4 protein-coding genes are annotated in these 2570 nt (G+C 66.8%); all 4 read left to right on the forward strand.

Features of this window, described 5'->3' with window-relative positions:
- A partial coding sequence (locus tag PKD06_RS10960) for a DUF6074 family protein (RefSeq protein WP_324380209.1) occupies nt 1-251 on the forward strand: 251 nt, incomplete at its 5' end.
- The gene (locus tag PKD06_RS10965) at nt 248-766 is read left to right on the forward strand and encodes a helix-turn-helix domain-containing protein (RefSeq protein ID WP_324380210.1); all 519 of its coding nucleotides are present in this window, start codon (nt 248-250) and stop codon (nt 764-766) included. The genes PKD06_RS10960 and PKD06_RS10965, both read left to right, overlap by 4 nt.
- 528 nt (nt 767-1294) lie before the next feature.
- The gene (locus tag PKD06_RS10970) at nt 1295-1522 is read left to right on the forward strand and encodes a DNA-binding protein (protein ID WP_324380211.1); all 228 of its coding nucleotides are present in this window, start codon (nt 1295-1297) and stop codon (nt 1520-1522) included.
- A gap of 85 nt (nt 1523-1607) precedes the next feature.
- Nucleotides 1608-2504 (forward strand): AAA family ATPase, encoded by an 897-nt coding sequence (locus PKD06_RS10975; protein ID WP_324380212.1) that lies wholly within the window; start codon nt 1608-1610, stop codon nt 2502-2504.
- The last annotated feature ends 66 nt before the right edge of the window (nt 2505-2570 follow it).

The following is a 2570-nucleotide window of genomic DNA, read 5'->3' on the forward strand; positions in this document are numbered from 1 at the left end:
TGATCGTCCCCTTCCCGGCCGCCCGGCGTGTGGGCCAGATCCGCAAGACGGCCGCATACATGGCGACGGCGACGCCCCGCGTGGCGGAATCCCACCTGCAGATGCAGTTGGACAAGCTCGTGAAGACGCTCGCCCGGAAAGGCGTCGCTCCGGAGGCGATTGCGGTCGAGGTCTCCGCGTACCGCGCTGCCGTGCAGGCCGAGCTGTGGCGCCAGGTGCTCACGCCCAACAAGCCTGAGGGCGCGGCATGAGCGAAGAGTTCTCCATCAAGCAGCGCGACCAGTGGCTCGAATTGGTTCGGCAAGGGCGGCAGCTGCCGCCCCGATGCTTCGTCGTCGCCTATACGATCTGCGAACATGTGAACCGCGCGTCAGGGCTCGCATTCCCATCTCAGCGTCTGATCGTCAGCAAGACGCGGCTGAACGAGCGCACGGTTCGGGATGCAATTCACGCGCTCGAGGCTGCCGGCCTGCTCGAAACCGGAACCCTGAAGGGGCGCGGGAAGGGCAATCGACACACCTATCGACCGCTCATTCGGCCCGACGCTAAACCGGCAGAAAATTGCCGGTCTACCAAGGCCCATAAACCGGCAATTCTCAGAGGTTTTACGGAGCCCGGTAAACCGGCAATTCCGCGTTCTCAAACCGGCAGGATCTTGCCGGTTCCTATAGAACCCCTTCAGAACTTGGAGTCTGTGACTCCTGGATCAGCGGAAGGGAGCGCGCTTCAAGCGCGCGTCTCCCCGACCATGGCGGTGTCCCGGTGAGACATCCGAGACATCCTCGTTCTCACCTCTCGCTGTTGGCAGGCGCGCGCCTTTCGGGCGCGCTGCCCTCGCCGTGGCGTCGCATTTCCGAGTGGCCGCAGCTCAAGCGGCATTACTACGAGGATGGAACCGCTCTGACGTGGAGCAAGGCGGAAGGCTACAACGTCGGCATCGTGTTCAGCGGCGATTGGTACGTCGAAGCGCCGGACGACCATTCGGAGAACGGTTGGCATCTACAACTGATCAGCCCGAGCCATTGGATCCCGCTCACGCCGCCGCCAACGTCCTTTCGACGACGGAGCACCCGATGAGGCGCTTTGCCCAGGCCCCTGATGGGCGCGCCTCTCCGATGAACCCGCCACCGGCAGCGCGGTCCGCTCGCCGGACGCGCCGAAGCCCGGAGGTTCGGGCGATGCTGGCTGCGCACCAGGAGGCCGCAGCCGCCGAGTATCGTCGTCAGCAGTGGGAGTTCACGACGTGGGTCCGCCGCGTGGCCAGGGCCGCCCTCGCCGATCTGGATAAGGCGTGATGCAGGACACGCCCGCCGCCGAGTCTCCTCTTCCGCCGATCGCCGATGATCTCCTCGACGGCGCCGACCAGGTGGCGGCCTACATCTGGGGCCGCGGCGCTCACCCCCGCCGGCTCTATAGGGCGATGCAGACGAGCCGCATGCCCGTTTTCCGCCTCGGTGGCCGCCTCTGCGCCCGCCGCTCCAGCCTGCATGCATGGGTCCGCGAGCTGGAGAGGCAGGGCTGATCGCCGCGCAGTGCCGCGGATTGCCGACTTTTGCCGACCTTTCACGTTGCGCCGGCCCTCGCCGGGGTAGAGATGGGACGGGCTCATGGCCCGCCCATCTCCCCGCACCCGAGGTTACGACACCCGCTGGGATCGGGCCCGGGCTGCGTTCCTCGCTCGCCATCCGCATTGCGTGACATGCGCCGAGGCCGGTCGTGTCACGCCTGCCCGTCACGTCCACCACTCGACGCCGCACCGTGGCGATCGCGCCATCTTCTGGGACCGCTCACGCTGGGTGCCGCTCTGCACCGAGCATCACAACCGCGACGCCCAGCAGGTCGAGACGCGAGGCTATGCCAGCCGCATCGGCCGCGACGGCCTGCCGACCGACCCGAACCATCCGTTCAACGCGGGCAGCGCCCCCGGCCACGTTCACATTCCCGACGAGGTCGTTTGGCCTGTTGTGCGAGCCTCAGCCATCCCCGTGACCCTCGTCTGTGGTCCTCCCGCTGGCGGCAAGTCCACCTATGTTGCCGAGCATCGTTGCTCAAGCGACATCGTCATCGACCTCGACGATATCGTGCACGAGATGGGCGATCCACGGTCGACCGACCGGACGTTGCGCATGCGAGCGATGCGTGAGCGCAACCGGCGTCTGATCGCCCTGGCCTCGTATGCAGGATCAGCACATCGAGCGTGGTTCATAACCGGCGCGCCTATCGCATCCACGCGGCGCCGCTGGGCGCGCATGCTCGGCGCGGACGAGACGATCCTCGTCCTCACGCCCGAGACCGAGTGCATCGAGCGGGTCGATCGCGATCTGGATCGGAGCATGCATCGCAGCGAGCAGGTCGAGGCGATCAAGCGTTGGTGGCGTGACTACACGCCGAGCCGTCTCGACCGGATGGCCGACCGGGGGTGGGTCGAAAGTCGGAGCCTTAAGGGGTCCGGACCGCATGGGACCCTTTCCTTAGAATTAGTTCCCGCCCGAGGGCCTCGCTGATGGGGCTCCGAGGTCCTGGCGCGCGCCGTCTTCGCGAGGCTCGGGAGGCGCTTCCGGCCCGGAAGC

The organism is Enterovirga sp. (assembly GCF_035325185.1).
Taxonomy (GTDB): Bacteria; Pseudomonadota; Alphaproteobacteria; order Rhizobiales; family Beijerinckiaceae; genus Enterovirga.